The sequence below is a fragment of the Acinetobacter sp. WU_MDCI_Abxe161 genome, assembly GCF_025514355.1.
GTDB lineage: Bacteria > Pseudomonadota > Gammaproteobacteria > Pseudomonadales > Moraxellaceae > Acinetobacter > Acinetobacter pittii_E.
Genome location: NZ_JAHPTU010000015.1, coordinates 1 through 23,903 on the forward strand (window position 1 = coordinate 1; position 23,903 = coordinate 23,903).

20 protein-coding genes and 1 pseudogene are annotated in these 23,903 nt (G+C 37.1%); 18 read left to right on the forward strand and 3 right to left on the reverse strand.

From position 1 onward, the window contains the following. The first annotated feature begins 18 nt into the window (after positions 1 to 18). Positions 19 to 1,227: a 3-oxoadipyl-CoA thiolase gene (gene pcaF, locus KTI78_RS14755; RefSeq protein ID WP_262446532.1), complete on the forward strand. Its 1,209-nt coding sequence runs from the start codon at positions 19 to 21 to the stop codon at positions 1,225 to 1,227. Positions 1,228 to 1,240: 13 nt separating this feature from the next. Further along, positions 1,241 to 1,531: a muconolactone Delta-isomerase gene (gene catC / locus KTI78_RS14760; protein ID WP_016140968.1), complete on the forward strand. Its 291-nt coding sequence runs from the start codon at positions 1,241 to 1,243 to the stop codon at positions 1,529 to 1,531. 118 nt (positions 1,532 to 1,649) lie between these two features. On the opposite strand, the gene KTI78_RS14765 is transcribed toward catC, so the two are convergent. After that, on the reverse strand, positions 1,650 to 2,993 hold the full coding sequence (locus KTI78_RS14765; protein ID WP_262446533.1) for a PepSY-associated TM helix domain-containing protein: 1,344 nt from the start codon (positions 2,991 to 2,993) through the stop codon (positions 1,650 to 1,652). Between the two features lie 325 nt (positions 2,994 to 3,318). Between KTI78_RS14765 and KTI78_RS14770 the strand changes: the two genes are divergently transcribed. The 10 genes and pseudogenes from KTI78_RS14770 to KTI78_RS14815 all read left to right on the forward strand — a co-directional run bounded on the left by KTI78_RS14770 (position 3,319) and on the right by KTI78_RS14815 (position 11,860). After that, a complete protein-coding gene (locus tag KTI78_RS14770; protein ID WP_262446534.1) occupies positions 3,319 to 4,338 on the forward strand; it encodes an ABC transporter substrate-binding protein in 1,020 nt (339 codons plus the stop codon). Positions 4,339 to 4,340: 2 nt separating this feature from the next. After that, a complete protein-coding gene (locus KTI78_RS14775) occupies positions 4,341 to 5,351 on the forward strand; it encodes a FecCD family ABC transporter permease (RefSeq protein WP_262446535.1) in 1,011 nt (336 codons plus the stop codon). Then, complete coding sequence (locus KTI78_RS14780; RefSeq protein WP_000614440.1) at positions 5,348 to 6,112, forward strand: ABC transporter ATP-binding protein; 765 nt, start codon at positions 5,348 to 5,350, stop codon at positions 6,110 to 6,112. The genes KTI78_RS14775 and KTI78_RS14780 overlap by 4 nt, the downstream gene beginning before the upstream one ends. Beyond that, a complete protein-coding gene (locus KTI78_RS14785) occupies positions 6,109 to 6,600 on the forward strand; it encodes a GNAT family N-acetyltransferase (RefSeq protein ID WP_262446584.1) in 492 nt (163 codons plus the stop codon). Before KTI78_RS14780 ends, KTI78_RS14785 begins: the two co-directional genes overlap by 4 nt. A gap of 8 nt (positions 6,601 to 6,608) precedes the next feature. Further along, positions 6,609 to 6,704 (forward strand): annotated as a pseudogene (locus KTI78_RS14790) (sulfite exporter TauE/SafE family protein); the annotation flags it as partial. 181 nt (positions 6,705 to 6,885) lie between these two features. Continuing rightward, the gene (locus KTI78_RS14795; protein WP_262446536.1) at positions 6,886 to 7,770 is read left to right on the forward strand and encodes a phosphoribosyltransferase family protein; all 885 of its coding nucleotides are present in this window, start codon (positions 6,886 to 6,888) and stop codon (positions 7,768 to 7,770) included. Positions 7,771 to 7,781: 11 nt separating this feature from the next. After that, positions 7,782 to 9,275, forward strand: a complete 1,494-nt coding sequence (locus KTI78_RS14800; protein WP_262446537.1) for a nicotinate phosphoribosyltransferase — start codon at positions 7,782 to 7,784, stop codon at positions 9,273 to 9,275. A 60-nt stretch (positions 9,276 to 9,335) separates the two neighbouring features. Then, the gene (locus tag KTI78_RS14805; RefSeq protein ID WP_262446539.1) at positions 9,336 to 10,103 is read left to right on the forward strand and encodes an NUDIX domain-containing protein; all 768 of its coding nucleotides are present in this window, start codon (positions 9,336 to 9,338) and stop codon (positions 10,101 to 10,103) included. Positions 10,104 to 10,176: 73 nt separating this feature from the next. Beyond that, positions 10,177 to 11,571, forward strand: coding sequence for a methylenetetrahydrofolate reductase C-terminal domain-containing protein (locus KTI78_RS14810; RefSeq protein ID WP_262446540.1), 1,395 nt, complete (start codon positions 10,177 to 10,179; stop codon positions 11,569 to 11,571). Between the two features lie 166 nt (positions 11,572 to 11,737). After that, the gene (locus tag KTI78_RS14815; protein WP_000737387.1) at positions 11,738 to 11,860 is read left to right on the forward strand and encodes a hypothetical protein; all 123 of its coding nucleotides are present in this window, start codon (positions 11,738 to 11,740) and stop codon (positions 11,858 to 11,860) included. A 208-nt stretch (positions 11,861 to 12,068) separates the two neighbouring features. Here the strand turns inward: KTI78_RS14815 and KTI78_RS14820 are convergent, their stop codons facing one another. Further along, positions 12,069 to 12,713: a hypothetical protein gene (locus KTI78_RS14820; RefSeq protein ID WP_262446541.1), complete on the reverse strand. Its 645-nt coding sequence runs from the start codon at positions 12,711 to 12,713 to the stop codon at positions 12,069 to 12,071. Between the two features lie 295 nt (positions 12,714 to 13,008). Here KTI78_RS14820 and KTI78_RS14825 point away from each other — a divergent pair, with 295 nt between their 5' ends. After that, entirely contained in the window at positions 13,009 to 14,988 is a 1,980-nt protein-coding gene (locus KTI78_RS14825) for an ATP-binding protein (protein WP_262446542.1), read from the forward strand. A gap of 142 nt (positions 14,989 to 15,130) precedes the next feature. Then, positions 15,131 to 16,504, forward strand: a complete 1,374-nt coding sequence (locus KTI78_RS14830) for a hypothetical protein (protein WP_262446543.1) — start codon at positions 15,131 to 15,133, stop codon at positions 16,502 to 16,504. 34 nt (positions 16,505 to 16,538) lie between these two features. Here KTI78_RS14830 and KTI78_RS14835 read toward each other — a convergent pair whose 3' ends face one another. Next, positions 16,539 to 17,651 (reverse strand): YiiX/YebB-like N1pC/P60 family cysteine hydrolase, encoded by a 1,113-nt coding sequence (locus tag KTI78_RS14835; RefSeq protein WP_262446544.1) that lies wholly within the window; start codon positions 17,649 to 17,651, stop codon positions 16,539 to 16,541. A 607-nt stretch (positions 17,652 to 18,258) separates the two neighbouring features. On the opposite strand from KTI78_RS14835, the gene KTI78_RS14840 reads away from it, so the two are divergent. The 4 genes from KTI78_RS14840 to KTI78_RS14855 all read left to right on the forward strand — a co-directional run bounded on the left by KTI78_RS14840 (position 18,259) and on the right by KTI78_RS14855 (position 23,881). Next, positions 18,259 to 18,978, forward strand: a complete 720-nt coding sequence (locus KTI78_RS14840; protein ID WP_262446545.1) for a response regulator transcription factor — start codon at positions 18,259 to 18,261, stop codon at positions 18,976 to 18,978. 91 nt (positions 18,979 to 19,069) lie between these two features. After that, entirely contained in the window at positions 19,070 to 20,530 is a 1,461-nt protein-coding gene (gene iaaH / locus KTI78_RS14845) for an indoleacetamide hydrolase (protein ID WP_262446546.1), read from the forward strand. A 717-nt stretch (positions 20,531 to 21,247) separates the two neighbouring features. Next, a complete protein-coding gene (locus KTI78_RS14850) occupies positions 21,248 to 22,309 on the forward strand; it encodes an HlyD family secretion protein (RefSeq protein ID WP_262446547.1) in 1,062 nt (353 codons plus the stop codon). Positions 22,310 to 22,333: 24 nt separating this feature from the next. Next, entirely contained in the window at positions 22,334 to 23,881 is a 1,548-nt protein-coding gene (locus KTI78_RS14855; RefSeq protein ID WP_262446548.1) for a DHA2 family efflux MFS transporter permease subunit, read from the forward strand. The last annotated feature ends 22 nt before the right edge of the window (positions 23,882 to 23,903 follow it).

Genomic DNA, 23,903 nt, shown 5'->3' on the forward strand with positions numbered 1-23,903 from the left:
TAAAGGACAAAAGTTAGAATGAAAAATGCTTATATCATCGATGCCATCCGTACCCCATTCGGCCGTTATGCCGGTGGTCTTGCACCTGTCCGTGCCGATGACCTTGGCGCTGTGCCGATTAAAGCACTCATGCAGCGTAACCCGAATGTAGATTGGGAACAGGTCGATGATGTGATCTATGGCTGTGCGAACCAAGCCGGTGAAGACAACCGTAACGTTGGCCGTATGTCAGCACTGCTTGCTGGTTTACCATATCAAGTACCGGCAACGACCATTAACCGTTTGTGCGGTTCTTCACTCGATGCCATTGCCATTGCTGCCCGTGCCATTAAGGCAGGTGAAGCGAACTTGGTGATTGCAGGTGGCGTAGAAAGCATGAGCCGTGCACCTTATGTGATGGGTAAGTCGGACAGTGCTTTTGGCCGTAGCCAGAAGATTGAAGACACTACCATGGGCTGGCGTTTCATTAACCCTAAACTTAAAGAATTGTATGGTGTAGACACCATGCCTCAGACTGCCGAAAACGTGGCTGAACAGTTTAACGTCAATCGTGCAGATCAGGACCAGTTTGCCTTGGTGAGCCAACAACGCACCGCAAGCGCGCAAGCCAAAGGCTTTTTTTCTAAAGAAATCGTGGCAGTTGAAATCCCTCAGCGTAAGGGTGATGCTGTTGTGATTGATACCGATGAGCACCCACGTGCATCAACTACCCTTGAAGGTTTAAGCAAACTTAAACCTGTTGTCAAAGCAGACGGCACTGTCACTGCGGGAAATGCTTCAGGGATTAACGATGGTGCAGCAGCTTTATTGATTGCTTCTGATGAAGCTGTTCAAACTTATAACCTCAAACCACGTGCCAAGATCATTGCTTCAACAGCGGTAGGTGTAGAACCACGCATTATGGGTTTTGCTCCGGCACCAGCGATTAAAAAATTACTTAAACAAGCCAACCTGACTTTAGATCAGATGGATGTAATTGAACTGAATGAAGCCTTTGCTGCACAGGCTTTGGCAGTGACCCGTGATTTAGGTTTACCAAACGATAGCAATAAAGTAAATCCAAACGGTGGTGCAATTGCATTAGGTCATCCGCTTGGTGCATCAGGTGCACGTTTAGTGACCACAGCCTTAAACCAGCTTGAGCAGATAGGTGGCCATTATGCCTTATGTTCAATGTGTATTGGTGTAGGCCAAGGGATTGCACTGATTATTGAACGTGTTATTTAAAAGGAAAAAATGAATGTTATTTTACGTACGAAAAGATGTGACTTTACCTAGCCATTTAACTGAGCAGGAAATTGAAGATATTAAAGCAAGAGAGCGTGCTTATTCCCAAGAAATTCAAAGACAAGGGAAGTGTCGTCACTTATGGAGAATCACAGGACAATACGCCAATATTAGTATTTTTGATGTTGAAAGTAATGAGGAACTACATAATCTATTACAAGGTTTACCTCTCTATCCTTATATGAAAATTGAAGTGATTGCTTTAAATAGGCATCCGTCTTCAGTGCGAGAAGGTGATTATTAATAGTTAATCACACTTTTTTTTAAAGCAAGAGTTTGAAAGCACATTGTTTTTGATTTGGGATTTTTATTAAAAAGGAGTTAGACAAAGCTTAAGTCTAACTCCTTACACGAATGAAAATTTATGATTTAGAAGGAATATATTTACGCATAGCAAAGATAAATAGCGTAACTAAAAGACTAAATCCAAAAACAGGTAAGCTTAGCCCTAACACGAGGCTCGCCGCTATAAACCATAATTTTTGCGGCCCAGTTGCGCGGTTCCAAATCAATAAACTTTGACTAACAAAGTGGGTTGTCATGTGTTTTAAATTCGAGTTTTTAAACGCAGCTCTATATGCGTAAATAATCATGATACACAGCGCAAGCGCGTAAAGCGCCAGTACCAGTTGGTTTATCCAGCCAAATAAAACCCCAATATGCGCATCAACTCCCCAACGGGTGAGCTTTGCTACCAGCGAATAGTCTTTAAACGCAAGTTGATCGATAACTTTGTGTTGTTCCATATCAATGGCGATACTGTCTGCTTGAGTTGGCCATTTGCGCTGAATCTCGGCTACGGTCCAAGCTTGATTTCCACTGGTCGGTGGTTTGATTTGTATTTGTGCCGCGTCAATACCATGAGCTCTAGCTATTGAAAGAGCGCTATCGTACTCACTTGAAACGATATTTAAATTGAGATTTTCACTGTGTGGCATTTCGTGATGTTCATGGTGCATCACTGTAGGTAAATTATCTTCTTGAAGTGAAGTTGCTAATGTTGGGGTTTGCCAGTTAAGCCATTGACGGGCAACTCGAATATTATCGCCAGCCCATTCAGACCATGTAAGACCTGTAATGGCGATTAATAATAAGAGTGGAAATAAAGTTAAACCCAGCGTGCTATGCCATCTCAATAATTTATTTTTTTGTGTTTGTCGAATTTTAAGATTTTGACGACGTTTCAACCAATTATATAGTCCAGTTAAAGTCAAAATAGCTAACCAGCTTGCTGCCAATTCACTATAAAAGCGTCCCCATTTCCCTAGCAATAAATTACTATGCAGTTGATCAAGCGTAGTTCGAAACGGCAACACTCCACTCGTACCATAGACCGCTAGATGGCCTTGGGCTTTAAGCGTAAAAGGATCAATAAAAACGGCTTCACTCGTAAAATCATGTAGTGGATCTGAAAAAATGACACGTGTTGTCTCGTCAGCGCTTGGTGCTGGCCTAACTTCAATCACCTGTGCAGACTTAGGCATTACTTGCTTTGCGGCTTCAATTTGCTGGCTCAGCTTATGTGGCGGTTGATCCAGCGGCTGAACGTATAGAACATCTTTATAAATGACTTGTTCTAGTTGAGGCGTAATGGCATAGAGTAAACCGGTAATTGCAGCAAACAAGATTAATGGTGCAATAAAAATACCAGCATAAATATGAATTAAACGGTAAAGACTACGCCAGAAGGATGATTGAGTCAGCATCAGAAAAGAGTGTCTATCAGGTGTTGGGGCGGATTATAGCGATTTATTTCTATTGATGTTGAATGAGCTGTAAACATGATTAAATTATTTGACTCGCTTTTATGTAGGCTTTTTAGCCCAATCATTCAATAGTTTTTATTACTTGGTAAATTTGGCGTTTTTTTTGCTTACTATCTAAGACCTTATCTAACATACTTAATTTGATTGTTGTATAAATGATGATACAAACCGCTTTGCTCTCTTATAGTGTTTTTTTCACATGAAAAATGCACCAAATAGATACGTCTTTTTATTTTGCACCACATTTGTGCGCAAAATACCAAAAATGAGATTGCTGGTCTCAATACTCACTTTATTCATCCTGTACGGATGCTCTTCATCTGAACAAAATAGAAAAACTCAAGAAAACTTAACAACTCATTCGATATGTGTTTTTGATAGTACAAATACAAAAGTCTGTGTAGCCAAACCAGCTCAAAGAATTGTTTCTTTATTTGAGTCGGGTTTAGATGGCTTATATATGCTAGGGCAAGGTCACAAAGTGATTGGTATACCGGCCGAAGTATACATCCAACCTTTATTATTTAATGCCTATTCAAAAATAGATCAACGCATTGCCAATAAACAGCTTGCAACGCCTTCACAAGGGGCAAATGCAACCAATATTGAAAGTCTTGTGTTGTTAAAACCTGATCTGGTGATTTTGGGGAGCGGGCAAACCCAAACGATTGAACTGTTACGGCAGTTTGGCATTGCTGTATATGTCATGGAGTCAGGTACTTACGAGCAAGTAAAAGAAGAGTTATCTGAAATTGCGGTTTTAAGTGGTGCTCAAAAGCGCGCTCAGGAAATTTTAAATTTTTCGGATGAAGTTGTTGCGGAGGTCGCAGCCAAGACTGCAGGTCAACCAAATAAGCAATCAATTTACTATGCATGGTCCGGAGGACGTATTTTTTCTACTTCTGGACGTGAGTCAATTACCAATGACTTTATTGAGCTGGCGGGTGCGTACAATATTGTTCAGACCAATGCCAATCAACCTAATGTAAACCCCGAGACATTAATTGAGTGGAACCCTGACAATATTGTGCTTTGGAATACCGATCCCAAACTGATTTATGAACGAAAAGAATTACAAGGCTTAAGTGCCGTACAGCACCGTAAGGTATTTAATCTGAGTCCTGCATTTATATATAACCCACATACCATCAAAATCATTATTACGGCGATTTATTTGAATCATAGTATTTACCCTGAACAGTCTGATTTACCAGTAAGTGCTTTACAACAGCGTATTTTAAACAAGTTGTATGGTGAGCAGCTTGCCAAAGCGTTGGTGCAATGAATATGGAAAAGCTGAAATATTATTGGTTTTACCCGTTACCGTTCCTCATGATTTTTATCTCGTTGCTGATTGGGCCAACTCAGACCTTAAGTGCATGGGACTATGGGCTGTGGGGTGGACAAGCAGTCTTTGGTACGCCATATTTTGACGCGGAACAATTTAGACTGATGCAAAACATTCTAGTCAATGTCAGATTGCCCAGAATCTTACTCACCTTTATGGTGGGAGCTGCATTAGCAACTGCGGGGAATGGCTTGCAGGCATTATTTCGTAATCCCTTGGTTGACTCATATGTACTCGGTATTTCATCTGGAGCGGCGTTCGGTGCAGGTTTAGCACTTTCTTTAAGTTGGCTTTCGCCAAATCTATCAGCCTTTATTTTTGGTGTGTGCGCTGTTGGCTTAACCTATTTATTTGCACATCAGAAACATGAAAGCCAGACGTCTTTAGTGATGGTAATTTTATCGGGCATGATTGTTTCGGGGCTGTTTTTAGCAGGCCTTACGATTATTCAATACTTAAGTGATCCATTTAAACTGCAAGCAATAGTGCAATGGACGATGGGCAACTTACATCAGGCTTCTTGGCAAAAGGTTCAATACGCCGTGCTACCGATTTGTATTGGTCTTGCTGGATTATTTGCGATGCGCTGGCGGCTAAACTTAATGGCACTCGGTGCTGAAGAAGCTCAAGCTGTTGGTGTTAACCCACGCTGGGAACAGCTTCTTTTAATTGCGCTGGTGACCGTATGTACTTCAACATCTGTGGCAGCGGCGGGCATTATTAGCTTATATGGACTGTTTATGCCGCATATTGTGAGAATGCTGGTGGGACCAGATCACCGCTACAGTATTCCTGCCAATATGATTTTGGGCGGCAGTTTTCTACTGATGATTGATAACTTTTCTCGGGTTTTACTGACATTTGAAATACCGATTGGTATTTTTACCATGCTACTTGGCGCGCCATTTTTCTTATTATTAATGAAAACACAGAGGACTCATTGGGCATGATTCAAATTGATCAGTTAAATTATGCCTATGGGCATAAACAGGTTCTTAAAAATATTCATCTGGAGTTTCCTGAAAATCAGTTTTCAGTGATTTTAGGGCGCAATGGTTGTGGGAAATCGACACTGTTTAAACTGATGGCGGGCTTAGAACCCGTAAAAGATGGATTGATTCGTTACTCTGGAAAACCACTATCGGACTTTAAAGGAAAAGATCGAGCTGCGTTACTCGGTTTTTTACCGCAGTTTCATAAAACCGTGTTTCCATTTTTAGTTAAAGATGTGGTGATTACAGGTCGTGCTGCTTTTAGCAGATATAGACCTTCAAAATCAGACTGGGAACGTGTAGACCAAGCTTTGCTTGATTTAGACATTGAGCATTTGCGTGATCGTCCTTATACAGAGCTATCGGGTGGTGAAAGGCAATTGGTTATGATTGCCCGCATTTTAGTGCAAGCCCCAAAAGTTATTTTGCTTGATGAACCAACCAACCATCTTGATGTTTATTATCAGTCTTATTTAATGAAAAAATTGCGTCAGTTGTCGCGGCAAAATTTTACGGTGATTGCGATTATGCATGATCCTAACTTGGCTTTTTTATTTGCAGATCATCTGTTTTTTATGCGACAACATGAGGTGGTTAAGCCTGAGTCAAAAACACGAATAACCGATCCAAAGTTTTTAAAAAGTGTCTACGATGTTGAGTTTCATGAGGCCATGATTCAAGACAAAACTATTGTTATCCCTGATCATTCTTGGCTATAAATATGTTAGATTATCAGTTGGTTGAAAAATCTGACTACGATTCTGCGGTAGAATTTGCACTTTATACAAGACAGCTGCTATTCCCAGAAATCTATCATGGGCAAGTTCCTAAAGATTTACAAAATTTTGAGCAATATTATGTTCATGACCCATTGGGTTGCTGCATTACCGTAAAAGACCAAAACCGCATTATTGGCACCATTGCATACCGGGCATATGACCATCGTTTTGATTTAAATTTGCCGTCCAATACGGTAGAAGTGGTTAAGTTGTTTGTATTGCCTGTATACCGCCGTAAGGGCATCGCAACTAAGTTATGTGACATGTTGTTTAGCCATGCAAAAAACAATCGGATTACTAGCTTGTATTTACATACCCATCCATTTTTGCCGGCGGCTGAAGAATTTTGGACTCTACAAGGGTTTAAAGTGATTAAACAGGAATGGATCGATACCTATGACACTATACACATGAGTAAATTTTTATAATTTATTAGAAAAATTTTATTTCAAAACTACCTGATTTATGGCGGGCAAAGTTGTATCCGCTACTTTTAATAGTAGTTTTACTAGTCATGATTTTTGTAAATTAATTATTTTTTCAATAGGTTGAATAATAATTTCTATTAAATAACTAATTTATAAACGCTCTAAAACCCTCAATTTTATGTCTTAAATTAGCTTGAAAAAAAGTTTAAAAAATAGACTTGCAATATATAGTGGCTTTATGCCACTATATATTTATCGAAGGTCATCAGACAAAAAGAGGATGATATGGCTATCCAGCTTTTAGATGCGGCAAGAAATGAAATTCCAGTGAAATTTTCGCAGTTTTCTGGTGGCGAGCGTCATGTTCAGATTGATGAGAAAACTTTAACTTCACTAGCTGGCAGAGTACTCGTTCGCGCACAAATGACCTCAAGTCATGATGTGATGGATTATTTACTACTTGAAAATATATTGCTGAATCAGGGCTTAACTGTTGACCTAGAAATTCCGTATTTTCCATATGCACGTCAGGATCGTATTTGTGCAGTAGGCCAAGCATTCTCGCTTGATGTGATGACGAAGCTACTCAACATCAATGCAGACAAAAAAGCGGGCAAACAAGGCAAAATCACTGTTTGGGACTGCCATAGTCAAGTAACAACAGCCTTACTTGCTGCCAATACTTCTTTTAGCGAAGTTATAAATGTCAGTTCAGTCGACATCATCACAAAGAGTGAAGCGCTAAGCACATTATTAAAAGATGAAAAAACCGTATTGATTTGCCCAGATAAAGGTGCAAAAGCACGTACACAAATGGTTGCAGATGCTTTTAATGTTGAGCGAAAACAACCCATCACTATTGTTCAGTGTGATAAAAAACGAGACCCCGTGACTGGCAAAATTTTGGGTACACATGTACATGCTTCTGATTTATCAGGTTTAACCGCAGTCATTACCGATGACATTTGTGACGGCGGTGCAACCTTTATTGGTATTGCCAAAGAACTCCGTCGTCTCAATTGCCATAAGGTCGTTCTATATGTGACCCACGGTATTTTCAGTAAAGGAATAGAGGTTTTTGATGGGCTGCTTGACCAGCTATTTACCTCGGACAGCTTTCCACAACAACCATCAGACAAAATTTCAGTAATTGCTTTTGCAGCAAAATAAAGAGAATAAAGATGACGATTAAACTTAACCCATTAAATGCTATCGATTTTTATAAAGCTGACCACAGACGTCAGTATCCGGCAGGCACAGAGTATGTATACGCAAACTTTACGCCGCGTTCATCTCGACTCGCAAAAATGCTGCCTGACTTTGACGATAAAGTGGTGTTCTTTGGGCTTCAGGGTTTTATTAAACACTTTTTAATCGATACATGGAATGAAGGCTTTTTCAAGCAACCTAAAGACAAAGTAGTGGCTGCTTATAAACGCCGTATGGATAGTTCATTAGGTGAAGGCGCAGTACCTGTTGATCACATTGAAGCGTTACACGACTTGGGATATTTACCTTTACGCATTAAAGCATTGCCAGAAGGCTGCCGCGTCAATATGCGCGTACCTGTGCTCACCGTCATTAATACCGACCCGCGTTTCTTTTGGTTAACGAATTATATTGAAACTGTATTAAGTGCTGAGCTTTGGAAAAGCTGCACTACGGCCACAATTGCCTACGAGTACAAACGATTATTAACACAATATGCCGTAAAAACTGGCGCACCACTTGATTTTGTACCTGTGCAAGGACACGATTTTAGTAGCCGTGGTATGAGTGGCATTTATGATGCGGCGCAATCAGGCGTAGGTCACTTAACCAGTTTTATTGGAACAGACTCGGTTGCTTCAATTGACTATGCCGAAGAATATTACAATGCAACTGGTGTGATTGGGGTATCTGTACCAGCGACCGAACACAGTGTGATGTGTATGGGTACAGAAAACAGTGAGCTAGACACATTTAAGCGTTTAATCTGCGAGCTTTATCCGTCTGGTGTTGTCAGTATTGTGTCTGATACATGGGACTTTTGGCGAGTGATTACCGAGTTTACGGTGGCGTTAAAATCTGAAATTTTGGCGAGACAACCCAATGCTTTAGGCTTGGCTAAATTAGTTTTCCGTCCAGACTCTGGCGACCCTGTTAAAATTATTTGTGGTGACCCAGACGCCGAAATCGGTAGTCCAGCTTATAAAGGCGCTGTTGAATGTTTATGGGAAGTGTTTGGCGGTACAACCACTGAGCAAGGCTATAAAGTTCTGAATGAACGTGTCGGTTTAATTTATGGCGATTCAATTACTTTAGACCGCGCACAGCGTATTTTAGAAGGACTTGAAGCCAAAGGTTTTGCATCAAATAACTTGGTGTTTGGGATCGGCAGCTTTACCTATAACTACTTAACTCGCGATACCTTTGGGTTTGCTGTAAAAGCAACTTGGGGGCAGGTCAATGGTGTAGGTCGAGAGCTATTTAAAGACCCGATTACTGACTCAGGTGTAAAAAAATCTGCGAAAGGTCTTTTACGCATCGAAGAAAGTGAAAATGGTTTTACTTTATTTGATGAGCAAACAGCCGAACAAGAACAAGGCGGAGCATTAAAAACAGTCTTTGAAAATGGTAAACTTCAATATGAGTGTACTCTAGATCAAATTCGTGAGCGTTTATCTATCGTATAACTGAATTTAGATGAGCCGTTGCGTGTGTATCGGCTCATCGTTTTTATTGAGAGGCTGAACGTGACTATTCAAACTGAACAAGAATTCCTTGCCAGTTATGATCGCCGAGATTATGACGCGCCTTTACTCACGGTCGATATGGCTATTTTCTCGGTATTTAATGGTCAGTTGCAGGTACTACTCATTAAGCGACCAAACTTTCCAGCCAAAGACCAATGGGCTTTACCGGGTGGTTTTGCCGATTTAAAGCATGATCAAGACTTGATGGCCACGGCTTATCGTAAGCTGGTCGAAAAAACGGGGATTGCTTCACCTTACTTAGAACAAGTTGCCTCTGTAGGCAATGCCAAACGTGACCCACGTGGCTGGGCCGTAACTATTTTGTATTTTGCTTTAATTGATTTTAATGCCTACCAACAACAAGCCTTGGCTGAATACAGCGAATGGGTGCCTGTAGCAAAAGCTCAAGATTTTGCATTAGCTTTTGATCATAATGAATTGCTCAGCTTAGCATTAGAGCGTTTAACCAATAAAACTCGTTATACCGCATTGCCAGCTAGTCTAATGCCTGAATTATTTACGCTGACTGAACTACAAACCATTTATGAAATTATTCTTGGGCAATCGTTAGATAAAAAAGCGTTTAGACGCCGTATGATAGAAGCGGGCGCAGTTGAAGAAACCAACCATAGTAAAATCGTGGGTAAACGACCAGCTCAGCTTTACCGCTATGCACTCGATTCTTTCGATTTTATATTTCCTCGTTCACTCGAATTACCCAGAAATAAAGAGGGTGAAGATAAGCAAAACAATGAGCTTTCTGACTAGCGCATCTTGATGTACTTTTGATTTATAATGCCGCGCTTATGATTGATGTCATGTTTTGATCAGCACTTTGCCTATGTCACACGTTTCTCCCTGCTTCCAGCAAAATCAGTTTTTTGTGTTGGTGGAATATCTCACTTCACTGCATGAGATTTATCCTGTGAAACATGAGTTTGCGGGATTTCCGGCTGCAATGACATTGGCAGATCGCGTACATTCCGATCATGATATTGCGCCGCTTGAAGCCAGTAAAAGTTACCCCGACTCAATAGAGAAAGTCTTACACTTTTCAGGTAAGGTCCGAGACATACAAGACTTTGAGCACTTTTTAGAACAAGCCCAGTCAGCCAATATTCAAAACTTGTTATTGCTTACAGGCGATAAACTCAAAGAACATCATCATGGTCGAGATGGACAGCCTCGTAGTCGATACTTAGAGTCTGTAAATGCTGTAATGGCAGCCAAGCAGCATAGCGGGTTTCGTATCGGGGTGGCTTTTAACCCATTTAAATATGTTGAAGCCGAGCGTGATGCACAATATTTAAAACTGCATAAGAAGATTAAAGCAGGTGCTGACTTTATTATTACCCAATTGGGCTATGACATTGAAGCCTTAAAGCAAGCCAAATCATTTTTAACTAAGCATAATTACTCGCAGCAAATACTCGCTTGTGTGATGCCACTGACTTTGGCACGTGCCAATTTTATGGTGAAGCATAAAGTGGCAGGTATTGTGATTACCCCACACATGTTAAAAGTCTTGGCAGACGAAAAACAGGCGGGACATACAGACCGAGTTTATTTACGCTGCGCTTTACAGATTTTGATATGTAAACATTTAGGGTTTGCAGGAATTCACTTATCTGCTTGTCATAAGCCAGAAGAACAAATGCTGCTTGAAAGCTACGTCGAGCAATACAGACATTTGGAGCTTAAAGCTTTAGAAGAGCTTTGGAATTCACTGTGGCAAGTCACCACAGGTAAAGAGTTTGCACCTGAAATTACGTATTTTTCACGTCAGCCGACCTCTAAACAAATCATTAAATATCGCCAGCTACATGTTATGCATGAAGCAATGTTTGGATCAAAAATTGCTAAAGGCGTCGGACGTTTTATTTTCAAAGCATCTTTTTGGGAAAACGCTTTGATCGCCAAATTCTTACTTAAAACAGAAGTACTGAGTAAACATAGCCTAGTGGGCTGTGAAAGCTGTGGTCAGTGTCGTCTAAGCGATACTTTATATATTTGCCCTGAAACATGTCCAAAAGGTTTAGCCAACGGGCCTTGTGGCGGTACAACTTTAGACCGCTGCGAATTTGGTGACCGTGAATGCATTCACTCTGTTAAAGCACGACTTGCAAAAGCCATTGAACAAACCGAAATATTAAAAGAAAAACTGATTCCAACTGTGCCTATTGAAACAAGAGGAACCAGTTCTTGGAAAAATTGGTATTTGGCGACTGAGGCATAAGTTGTATAACTTCCATGATTTGATTTTGTTAAAAAATCAATTTATATGCTAAAGCACAGCGATAATTTAAAAATAACAATCGTTTGCCTTAATTATGTCCAATCAAAGTGATCACCTAGGAGTATACTTAAAGCAAATCTTTTGCGTTAAAAGAAAGGCTGTCTCAATGAAAAAGTTGGTTGCTGTACTTACTGTAATTGTTGTTTTAACTGGATGTGTCTACGACCCTGTTAATTACAACAAAATACACGACCAAGAGTTCCAAGATCACCTCAGGCAAAACGGTTAGCAATAAAAAACCCACTCAATGAGTGGGTTTTAGTATTTGAAAAAGTCAGCTATTCAACATTAGCTCAGTCTTGTAGCATTTTTTTCTACTTTCCTGATATTTTGCATGTTTATACGTAGCTCTTATTTTAATACCATCAAAATGAACAATCCATTATAAGTGTTGGTGTTAGTTTGAAAGCTCTTTGAGGAGGGCTTGTTGTAAAGTACTAATTTATTAGGTATGAGTAATAATCTATTTTATCTAACTCTTTTAATTGATGAAGAATTGAATCTTCAAATGATACTTCGTAGTAAATTTTTAAATCTGAGGGTTTTTGAGTTAATAGATTAATTAAATAATACATATGATATCTCAGTGATAGAAGATTACATAAATATGAATTTAATAAGTCAAGTAACTTACCTAACTTTAGACTATCTTCTCCATCCTTTTGTAAAGCATCATGATAAAGCTCATGAAGTTTCCCTGTAACAATATTAAGATGTTCAAATAGTGATTTTATATTTTTTATAGATACTCTTAAATTTGGCTCTAAAGTGTGAAAATGATTATTTAACAAAGGATTAATTGAAAATAGAACAAGGTTTGTTGGGGTAACAGTATTATATTTATTTGCTTTTACGCCATTTTTTACACTTAAGATTTCAATATAGCATGGGTATAATGTATAAAATTCATTAAGTATGATCTTTACTTCATCTTTTAATTCCTCTTCTAGAACTTTTAATAAACGCTTTCTCTCATTGTAGTTTTTAATATCTTCAATAAATGGTATTGTCAAAATACCTAGAAATACTGTTATAAATGGTGCCATTAAAGGAATTAGTACTTTTAATTCGAATGAATTCACAAGTTGTACCTATAGAGAAAATATTGTTTAGTTTAATCTTTTATAACCAATAACTCATCCTACCTAAATGGATTTCTACTCAACTTATTCAAGATATTGTTTAGTACCTGTTGCCAATACACAAGAAGTCATCTTAAATCTTTTCATAAAAAAGTCATTTATTGATAAAATCTTGAAATAACCATAATTTTTAGTTAATAAAGATTAAAAATAATCAGATTTAAGAGTTCCACACCACTAAATCATAGGTTACATTATGTATGTTATTGCTTATTAAGTTATTACTGTGAATGACATGACTACAAAAACACAAAATCTTAAACCTATAAAAATTGTTGCTATGCCTGGGCATATAAAAACTTTAACAGAAGCATCAGCAACAAAGGCTTTAAGTGAGTTGATTTGGAATGGCTTTGATGCATCCTCTCAAATTGTTACTGTAACGCTCAACTATAATTCTATGGAAGGTCTTGACTCAATTGTAGTTGAAGATCAAGGAAGTGGTATACCTTATAAAGATGTTGAATTATTTTTTGGAGGAATTGGTGATTCTTGGAAGAAAATAAAAAAAAATACGTATCATCACCCATTACATGGACAGAATGGTAAAGGGCGTTTTAAAGCTTTTTGCTTAGGTGCAGATCTTGAATGGAAAACCACTTTTGAAGATCAAACAGCTTATGGCACTTATTCAATAATTGGTAATCATAATAAAATTGAAGAATTTAAAACAAGCGCAGTGGAAAAAAATAAAAATGGTAAAAAGGGAACCAAAGTTACTATTTCGAATCTGCATAAAAAAGCAAATGAATTATTAAAAGAAAAAACACGAAATGAACTTACAAAAAGTTTTGCAGTTTTCCTTACAGAATTCCCACATCTAGAGCTAAATTTCAATGGTTCTAAAATTGATCCAAAAAGTGTACAAAATTATTCCAAGGATTATGATTTAACAGAGGACTGTGCTGAAATAACAGCCCATCCTGTTAAATTGACTATTATTGAATGGAATATTGAAACTGAGCGAGTAATCAATTTATGTTCAGCAAAGGGAATTTCATTAGAAGAATATGAGCCTAAAAATAGGATTAAAGCGAAAGGTTTTAACTTTACTGCATATTTGAAAAGTGAATATTTACAGGAATTAGAAAATACAGGGGCCCTATCATTAAAAGAACTTGAACCCACAGTAGGCAAGATTCTTGATATCGCAGTTTCTACAATCCAAGAGCATTTCAGAAAGAGAGTTGCAGAAAAATATAGTGGAATCGTTCAAGAGTGGAAAGACCAGAATATTTATCCTTATCAAGATAAAAACAGTTTCACTTCTGTAGAAAAAGCAGAACAAGAAGTGTTTGATATTCTTGCTGCCAATGTACAGACATTCCTACCTAATTTTGAAAAAACTGAAAAGACTTCTAAGAAATTTATGTTTAAACTAATTGCTCAAGCTATTACTGAAAATCCAGAATCTGTTCAAAAAATTATTACTGAAGTTTTAGATTTAAAGAAAGAGGATCAAGATAAGTTGGCTGAGCTATTAGATAATACGACACTTTCTTCGATTATTTCATCTGCCACAATTGTTGCGAACAGATTAAACTTTCTGGATGAATTAGAAAATCTTTTATTTAGTGAGCGCACTAAAAAAGTATTCACCGAAAGAGACCAACTACATAAAATTCTAGAAAGTGAAGCTTGGATTTTTGATGAACAATTTGCTTTATCACTTTCGGAAGAAAGACTTGAAAAAGTATTAGAGAAACATATTTCTAAATTAGGAGATAGATCTGATGAAATCGATGTTAGTGATCCAGTAATGTTACCAGATGGTCGTACTGGGCGTATTGATCTTATGTTGAGTAAAGTAGATCAACCTCGTGATGGAGAATTCGACTATTTAGTGGTTGAGTTAAAACGACCAACTAAGAAGATTGATGCCGATGTTTTAAATCAAATTGAAAAATATGCTATTGCTGTTGCAGAGGATGAAAGATTTTTAAATGTTAAAGCTAGATGGACATTTTTAGCAATTTCTAATGAATTAGATGCCTATGCAACAAGAAAAGCTAATCAACGAAATATGCCTAAGAGTGTTGTATTCCAAGATGGTGAATTAAATATTACTGTTTTAGTAAAAAGTTGGGCAGAGGTGATTGCAAATGCAAGAGCTAAATTACAGTTTATTAATCAGCATCTTCAGTATGAAGTAACTCAAGAAAGCTCTCAGAAGTATTTGAAAGAGGCACATGCAAAATTTATTCCTAAATCTTAGGCGTTTCAAAAGTTTTTTCTTAACTAGTTTGAGGAGATGGTGAGTGTAGTTATTTTGGAAAATGCACGAGCTCAGTAAATTTAGCTTATATAAAACAATTTACTAATAATAAATTGGATAGAAATGGGGGATATATAAGAATATGAAAAAAATAGTTGTAAAAAGAATAGATGTAAAACGATTTCGTTTATTAGTTTCGCATTCAAGACAACCTAATCTCCCATTTATTTGTGAGGAGCTTGATTGGCTTGCAGATGATAATGAAATTGTTTTAGGTTGTTTAGTACAAGATAAAACGGATCTTGATTTTGGTGGCGTTATATTAGGTAGGGATGAAGAGGGACGTTATAGATGTTTTGATTTAATTGCAAATATTGAAACAAAAGAAGAAGCACTTTCTTGGATATGCAATACAATTAAATGGCATGTCGGACAAAATCAAGAAGTTTTCCCTCAAGGAGATGGTGGAAAAAAAATTGATCTTTTCTCACCTGTGTTAACTATTGATAAACAGCATCCCTATTTCACTAAATTATCTAATGAAGAATCTTTTACTCCAGCTAAAACTGTTATTAATATTTTAATGGGGCACTTTATGGATATTGATGGAAACTTTGTTGAACAATTCCAGAGTACGGGGTTTGATGCAAGATTATGGGAGCTTTATTTAGATACGTATTTACATGAAGAAAATCTATTTTTGAATAGAGATTACCATGCCCCTGACTTTCTGGTGGAAAAGTACGGATACAAAGTCGCAATTGAAGCTGTGATAGTGGGACGAAAGCAAGATAACCAGCCATCTTTATTGAAAACTTTGCCTAAAGTACTAAGCCCATCATTAATTTCAGAAAAATGTAAAAATGAAATGCCAATTAAATTTGGTAGTCCTTTATTTTCTAAATTACAAAAAAAATATTGGGAAAAGGAACATGTCAAAGGGAATCCATTGGTATTCGCAATAGCAGACTTTCATGATGATCAGTCTATGCAATGGTCAAGTAATGCTTTAATGCAATATTTATATGGATATTCAGTTGAAACAAGATTTGAGAATGGGCAGTTTATACATTCAGCAGTAAAAATTGAAAAACATCAATTAGGTAATAAAGTTATACCTTCAGGTTTTTTCTCTCAACCTGATACTGAACATGTAAGTGCCGTTCTATTCTCTGCGAGTGGAACTATTTCTAAGTTTAATAGAATTGGTAAACAAGCAGGCTTTGGATCAAAAGATATTATAATGTTTCGTTTTGGTACTTGTCATAATCATGAGGAGGATGCTACTACGCCCAGTTTATTTCGATACCAAGTTACTACCGAATCAAATGAAACATGGGCTGAAGGTTTATCTATGTTTCATAATCCAAATGCTAAATATCCAGTGCCACGTGAACTATTTCCATCGATAGCCCATCATTACATTAGCGATGATAGAATGTACAGCTTCATACCAGATTTTCATCCATATTCTTCAATGACAATGAATTTTAGAACTAAAAGAAAAAAATCTTAAGTTATCTAACCTATTACGATGCTTGATAATTGTATCATTGCAATGAGTTTTTTAATCTATAATGATTTAAAACATGCTCAGCAGCATCTATCCTTTTTCTACAGTTTTTCAACAATTGCTCATATAATTTCTTTTTTGTATAAAAATAATCTAAATGATATTTAATATATAAGTCAGAATATAAATTATACTGATTTTGATATCTTAAACCTTCATTTATTGAAGGTGTTTTTCCTGAAAATAATCCAAGTTCTCCATATGCCATAGCTATTTTTAAATCATCATAATCTAGAGATTGATTATGAATATTATTCCGAAAATTTATAAGTGCTTTTTTATTATTAAATTTCAAAAAAATAGAACCATCATATCTCCAAGGATTTTTATTATAATCTATTTTCCAAATATCTAAATATCCTGAATCTTTTAGAGTTTTTGTTATCTTTGAGTCATATTCACGATTTAAGATTAAGAAGGGAATAATTTGTTCAAGAGTTTGGATATCCTTTCCTAATAAACTTCTAATATCCTCAAGTAATTTATTTATAATATTTGATTGAACATTTAATGGATTATCAGAGTTTGAAAATTCTATTTCTTCGTTAGTCGCTAGTTCTATTACATCTTTTACTTCTTCAAAATACTTAGAAATAGATATTTCATGAGGAGTACAATAGTTTGTATTTCTGACAATTTTTATATTTGCATTTTCAAATGATTGAGCAACTAGCCTCGAGCAGAATTGTCTATTCTTTTGTCTCAATGCATTTGGTGTTAGAACACTTTTTGCTGCTTCAAATTTTGAATACTGCTTTCCATATTGAGTTCGTGCAAAAGCACAAATATTTTCAATAATTTGAGGACTGATATATTCTTGCTTTAATCTTAATACTTTTACATGTTCAGAGCTTTCGAATAATAATCTCTGAGGATTGCCACTATGGACTCCGTCTAAGTCAGAATGCATATAAGAATTGCCTAGATAGAGAATTGCATGGGAAAAATTACTTTTTGTAACTTTTCTAATTCCTTTACTGGGTATGGTAGGAGCAGCAGTTAGTATTACATCTCCAGGTTGCATTAAATCTTCAAAGCGCAAGATATATTTTTTAGCCTTTATATCACTTGTATTCTTTTTGTTTAACATTTTAAAATCCAATTATTCTTCATTTTTGATTATACAATGATCCTCAACAATCAACCAACCCAGACTTTTTTTACCATCTTTTAACGGGATTATTTTAACATCGGCTTGTGAGGTGTTATTTGTGGTTGTAGTTGCTAGAAAACTTTCCTCAAGACGAAAGATAGCCTCCGCAGTAATTGTTCATCCACTATCAAATGCGGTTTTCTCAATTTTTTCTTTTAGTTCTACTGGAACACGAAGGTTCATCTGGGGATCATTAGGTGCCCTGTGAAATCCACTATCTAATATATTAAATAGTATTGGATCACTGTGCTTTACATCAATATTCTTAAAAAGAAATCTTTATAGAAAGCTTCGAAATAGATGTTGTCACTTATGTCAGTAAAATGGTTATCAGATTTAACTGTTTTGCATTTATTTTGCAGGACATCGAAATAAATCTAATAAAATTTAAATTAATCAAATAGATATGTAGTTTGTAAAATATTTACTCTTTAAAAAGAAAATATAGTTAATGTTTTAATAACAAATATAACGAAGGATGTGTTATAGAGAAGCATAAGCTCCTTTTTTTAAATTCGATTGGATTTCATTAAATAGGTAGACGATGACCGCACTTTTAGAAAAGGATTTCAGCCCGTCTGAGTTTACATTGTTTTCTGAAATATTATGGAAACTTGGCTCAGGAAAAGGGCAATACAATTTACGTGAAAATATCATTGCAGATATTACCATCTTGTTGCGGGCTGATTTTGCCGCATCTTATATTTGGGATTCAACCCATAACTTATCGAAAGACGGCGTGATATGGAAAATCGATCCAAAAGCGATGCTGGACTATGAGTGTATTTGGCAATTTGATGACCCAATTACTGCCCAGCTTCATAAACTCCAAAAACCGACATTTGTAAACGAAGTCATGCCACTCGCAAACCTGAAAAAAACAGGCTATTACAATGAGTTTTTAAAAACCTATGGTTTGTATCACGGTATAAATATTTATTTTGTCCGAAATGGTATGGATATTGGTGATTTACGCATTTGGCGTGCACAAGATGCTGAAATGTTTGGTGAACGTGAAAAAAGAATCTTAAATCTGCTTGAACCTTATTTTACCCAAGCCTTACCACTAGATTTATCAACACAATATGGTCTGACTCCACGTGAACAAGAAGTGGTTCATTTGGTCTCTAAAGGTTTAAGTGATAAAGAGGTGGCAAGTTTACTTGGTATTGGTTTTACCACATTAAGAACCCACCTGAATAATTCTATGAGAAAAATAGGCTGCAATAATCGCACTGAAATGGCTTTACTCATTCAACATTAAAGCAAAGCAATCATCAATATTGAGGATACGAATTATCAAGCATTTTGTACTAAGTTCTTAAGATCACAACTTAAATGGATTTTAAGTCACCATGTCAAATGCAGTTGAAAAAAATAATTGGATTGAATTACAGGGTTTAGCAAGTGCTTCAGTAGATGTCATCACTCAATTGATTCATGAGAGAAAAGTATCTTGTGAAGAACTCGTGCATCACTACTTTGCTGCTATTGAAAAACAAGAGTCTTTAAATGCTTTTATTAGTACAGATAAAGCTTCAGCAATTCAACAAGCTCAATATTGGGATGAATATCTACTGAGTGGAAAACCATGTCCAGCTTTGATGGGCATTTTAATTGCGGTTAAAGATAATATTCATGTTGCTGGTTTCTCAAATAGTGCAGGCACACTAGCTTTAGCTGATTTTAAGCCAAAAAGCTCCGCACCGATTATTCAAAAGCTCATTGACCACGGCGCGATCATTGTTGGTAAAACCAATATGCACGAATTGGCCTTTGGGGTAACAGGTTATAATACTGCCATGCACATTGAAGGTGTTGTGGGTACACGAAATGCCGTAAACCCATTACACATTGCTGGCGGGTCTTCTTCGGGTAGTGCTGTGGCTGTTGCCGCTGGAATGGTTCCGATTGCGATTGGTACAGATACGGGTGCTTCGATTCGTTTGCCAAGTGCATTAAATGGTTGTGTTGGCTTTCGTCCAACGGTAGGAAGATATTCACAAGACAGTATTACCCCAATTTCACATACTCGGGATACGGCTGGCCCGATTGCACACACAGTATCTGACATTATTTTAATTGATCACCTTATTACTCAAGAGCCAAAGAAAGAACCATTACAGCCTCATCAAATTAGGCTGGGTATCAATACATATTTTTGGAATCGTTTAGATGAAGATGTTCATGAACAGGCTCATATTGCGCTTGAGCTTTTAAAAGAGGCAGGAGTCGAAATTATTAATGTCGATATGCCGAATTTAGAACAACTCAATCATGCTATTTCATTTCCCGTTGTCATCTATGAAGGCAAATATGATCTTATTCAATATTTAAAGCATCATCATGTAAATTTAACCATTGAGACTGTAATTGATCAAATCTCAAGCCCAGATGTACAGGCAATTTTTAAACAGAATATTCTTCCTCAATTAATTCAAGATCAGATGGGGCAACTTGTTCCTGTTTTACCTTTCTATCAAAAAGCCATAAATGAAGCTCGTCCTCAATTGCTTGAACTTTATCAAAACACATTTAAAGCGCATAACTTACATGCTTTATTACTTCCGACATCACCGATTGTGGCACTACTCGCAAATGAACAAGCCAGCTCAATTGAAAATTTTCAGACACTCATTCGAAATACAGACCCCGGCAGTAATATCGGATTACCAGGGCTGAGTTTACCCATTGGAAAGGGTGCGAAATCGAAACTACCCGTTGGATTAGAAATTGATGGTTTACCTCATCAAGATAGTGAAATACTTGCGATTGGAATAACTTTGGAAGAAATTTTTAAGTTTTTAAATAAATAATCAAAAATCCTTAAATCACTATTTCCTAAATAAAAAAGAGTTACTTTTAACTCTTTTTTAAGGGTTAATTTACTTTTTAATAATATGTTTAAATTTATTGATATGTTGATTTTTATCTAAAAAAAGATGTCATTTTTCTCAATATAACGACTAATTTGTTAAAGATTTATTACTTGATGATTTTATTTAATTTAGTCAGTTTTACTATTGTCATTCGGGTAAATTATAATATTTATATTTTATATGTATTCTGATTTTATAAGGATATAACGAGTATTGCTAACTACTTTTTAAATTAAAAAACATCTTAATTAACTTTACTTAAATTATACAAAGTAAAAATATTATTTTAATAGCTGTATAAAAATGAATGCTATCGATTGCATTTTTATTATTTTTAAGTGTAGTTTTAAGTGGTTGATTAATATTATTTATATGCTGATTTGTACATAAATTTATAAGTAGAAATGAGTTAGAATATAAAATTACATAATTTTTAAATATATTATTTATAAAATACTACCTATTGGCACAAAGAGAAAAAATATATGTCAAAGAGGTCAATGATATTTAATTTGCTTAAGAACCATAATTTGCACCAAATTTTACGCTGTCACGATTCATTGAATAAAACCAAGTGAAAAGTTACGTAAAAAAGACGCTAATAGTTTATTGGTGTAAATAAAAAATCGAATATTACAAATAAACGGAATGAATATGGATAACGTCGCTCAGCTAGAAACTGACACTAATTTCCAAAGTCGAAAGAAAATAACTTGGGGTGTTTTCAGCGTCCTTTTATTACTTTTAATTACTGGTATCGTATATTATTTTTTTGTATACCGATTTTATCAATCTACTGATAATGCTTATGTACAAGCTGATGTGACTTGGGTCATGCCAAAGATTTCAGGCGAAGTAATTGAGCTATTAATTAATGATAATCAGGTGGTAAAAAAAGGGGAAACTTTAGCGGTATTAGATCATCGCGATTACCAAGCTCGCTATGATCAGGCCCGTTCTGTGGTCAGCTTAAAAGAAGCAGCGCTTGGCGTACAACAACAAAATGAAAAATCTGCTCGGTCTTCAATTACGGAAGCAAATAGTGGTGTAGTGGCAGCGCAAGCAGACTTAACTCGTTTAAGAAAAGATTTTGAACGTTATCAAGATTTATTAAAAGATGGGGTGATTACTCGCCAAAACTTTGAAGGCATTCAATCTCAATATTTAACAGCTCAAGCGCAACTCAGTAAAGCACAAGCCGCCGTCAATGCAGCAGAAGCTCAGTTAGGGAGCTTACAGGCTAGTCGAGCGCAGCTTTTAGCAGATATTCAAAGTGCCAATGCAAACTTAAATCTCTATCAAGTCGATCTGGCTTCGTCAAAAGTGGTCAGTCCAGTAGACGGCAAAATCGGTAGTCTTGCAATCCAGAAAGGCTCGCGTGTTTCTCCGCAAACGCGCTTAATGGCGATCATTCCTGAAAATAGTTTGTATGTACAAGCGAACTTCAAAGAAACCCAAATTGAAAAAATGCATATTGGTCAGAAAGTTGAATTAAAACTTGATGCTTACCCAAGCCTGACCTATAGCGGAAAAATTGAGAGTTTTTCACCAGCATCAGGCGCAACTTTTTCACTCATGCCACCAGACAATGCCACTGGTAACTTTAACAAAGTTGTACAACGCATTCCTGTGCGTATTGCCATAGATTCAAGCCCGCATATTGATTTGATAAAACCTGGAATGTCGGTGAGCGCTACCGTTGACCTAAGAACTTAATAATAAAATTTTAGGTAATAACAAATGAATAAGCACCTTGAAGCCGAGTGGATGTTTCCCGCAAAGACGGCATGGGCAATTTTCGCGGCCATGATTTTTGGCAACTTCATGGCAATTCTTGATATCCAGATTGTGGCGAGTTCTTTAAACGAAGTTCAAGCGGGGATGAGTGCAAGTCGTTACGAAGTGACTTGGGTGCAAACGGTTTATTTAATTGCCGAGATTATTGCAATTCCAATGTCGAGTATTGTCTCGCGGGTGCTTTCAACACGGGTCTATTACACCATCTGTGCAATTGGTTTTACGGTGAGTTCTTTACTGTGTGCGTTGGCATGGAACTTAGAAAGTTTATTGGTGTTCCGTGGCATTCAAGGTTTTATGGGCGGCGGGATGATTCCAACGTCTATGACCGCGTTGTACTTACTTTTCCCTGAAGCAAAACGTTCATTGCCTTTGGTGATGTTTGGAATGATCAGTACTTTGGGTCCGGCCATCGGCCCAACCATTGGCGGCTGGCTCACCAATAACTTCTCATGGCACTGGATGTTTCTGATCAATATTATTCCGGGCATTATCATTGCGACCGTCATCTACTCGGGTCCAAATATTGACCGTGCAAACTATTCACTCATTAAAAGCATGGACTGGTTTAGCCTCGTTGGTATGGCGATGTTTTTGGGTGGGCTTGAATACTTTCTTGATGAAGGCGCACGGCATGACTGGCTTGCAGACACAGGCGTTCGGGTAGCTTTTATGATCTGCATTATGGGCGGCATGATTTTCTTCTCTAGAAGTTTCACCCAGCCTAAGCCGTTGCTCGATTTATCCGTATTTAAAAATAAAAACTTTACCTTAAGTGCCATCACCACTTTTGTGATTGGTATGGCGCTCTATGGCTTGGGTTACATGATTCCCGTGTTTCTTGGGCAAGTCCGTGAAATGAACAGTAGCCAAATTGGTCACGTCATGATGGTGACGGGCATTGTCATGTTCTGCTTTGCGCCGTTCCTTGCATGGCTGATTCCAAATTTTGATACCCGAAAAACCGTATTTGTCGGAATGATTCTGGCGGGTTTTGGTGTATGGCTCAATTCGCACCTCAGCATTCACAGCGATTACGACTTTATGTTTTGGCCGCAAATTTACCGTGGCATAGGCCTCATGATCTGCCTGATTGTGGTTTCACATTTAGCCATGAGCACTTTGCCGCTCAGCAAAGTGGCCGATGCGAGCGGAATTTATAACCTCATGCGCAATATCGGCGGTGCGGTTGGACTGGCACTGATTAACTCATCATTAGATTGGCTCACTGCACTACATGTTACCCAGATTAATCAGTCGATGACACCGCAGAACTGGATCTTTATGGAAAGGCTGGATCAGCTCACGGCGCAATATCAGGAAGTTGGATCAAACGCACAGCAAATTGCGCTGAGTGTGATCTATCGAGACATTCATTTTCAGGCACTGACATCGAGTTTTAATGATTTATTACGCATGCTCGCAATCATCATGTTTGTGAGCGCCTTTTTAACCATCTTTATGGATCGGGGGAAGAAAATGAATATGTAGCGATTTAGAAATAAAGAGCAGC